2 protein-coding genes are annotated in these 899 nt (G+C 62.7%); both read left to right on the top strand.

What is annotated here, in order from left to right; translation table 11 throughout:
• On the top strand, positions 1-345 hold a 345-nt coding region (gene lptC, locus CSC66_RS17155), incomplete at its 5' end, for an LPS export ABC transporter periplasmic protein LptC (protein WP_162378625.1).
• Positions 278-868, top strand: a complete 591-nt coding sequence (gene lptA, locus CSC66_RS17160; protein WP_238394449.1) for a lipopolysaccharide transport periplasmic protein LptA — start codon at positions 278-280, stop codon at positions 866-868. The genes lptC and lptA, both read left to right, overlap by 68 nt.
• The last annotated feature ends 31 nt before the right edge of the window (positions 869-899 follow it).

Here is an 899-nt window from a genome sequence, read left to right on the forward strand (position 1 = left end):
GTCAACAAGCCGGGCACGCTGCTCAAGCTGCAGGGGCCGGTCGAACTGCATCGGGACGCTTTCACCGACGCGCAGGGCACAAGCCGTCCCGAGGCCGGCGTGCTGACCTCGGAAGTCACCGCCTGGCCGCGGGAAAACCGCCTGGAAACAGCCCAACCCGCCCAGCTGACGCAAGGCGACAGTAGAATGAACGGGGTCGGCATGCGCGCCAATCTCTCTGACAACCACCTGGAACTCCTCCATGACGTCCACGGCATCCTCTTTCCGCAGTCACGGAATGCTCCGGCTCGCCCTGCTCGTGCTGGGAGCGCTGCTGCTGCAGCCCGCCCTGGCAAGGAAGGATGACCGCAGCCAGCCGATGCGGGTGGTGCATGCCGATTCGTTCAGCGGCTTCAACGCACCCAACAGTGTCACCACGCTCAACGGCAACGTCGAACTGAGTCAGGGCACGCTGAAGATCACCGGCGACCTGGCCAAGATCCACGTCGACGGCAACCAGCAGTTGAGCCGCATCGTGGTCACCGGCAACGCCCATATCCAGCAACTGGACGACGCCGGCAACCTGATGTCCGGCGACGCGCACACGCTCGACTACGACAACATCAAGGGCATCGCCACGCTCAAGGGCCAGGCCTCGGTGCACCAGCAGGGTCGCGGCGAGGCCCATGGCGATACGCTCACCTACAACACGCAGACCAGCGAGATGACCGGCAGCAGCGGCAACGACGGCATGGTGCACATGGTCTTCCTGCCCAAGCCGCAGCCTGTCCCCGCGCACTCCGCCAGAAAAAAAAAAAAATACATCGCCGTCAACCGTCGAACGCCTGGCCCGTATAGCAATCTCACAGACGACGATACATACTCATAACTCACACGACGCACTCAACTTGATCAACCAA

The organism is Pseudoxanthomonas kaohsiungensis (assembly GCF_010211765.1).
Classification (GTDB): domain Bacteria; phylum Pseudomonadota; class Gammaproteobacteria; order Xanthomonadales; family Xanthomonadaceae; genus Pseudoxanthomonas; species Pseudoxanthomonas kaohsiungensis.

Coding starts and splice junctions, on each gene's coding strand:
- lptA (WP_238394449.1), top strand. CDS start 278: ATGCTCCGGCTCGCCCTGCTCGTGCTGGGAGCGCTGCTGCTGCAGCCC.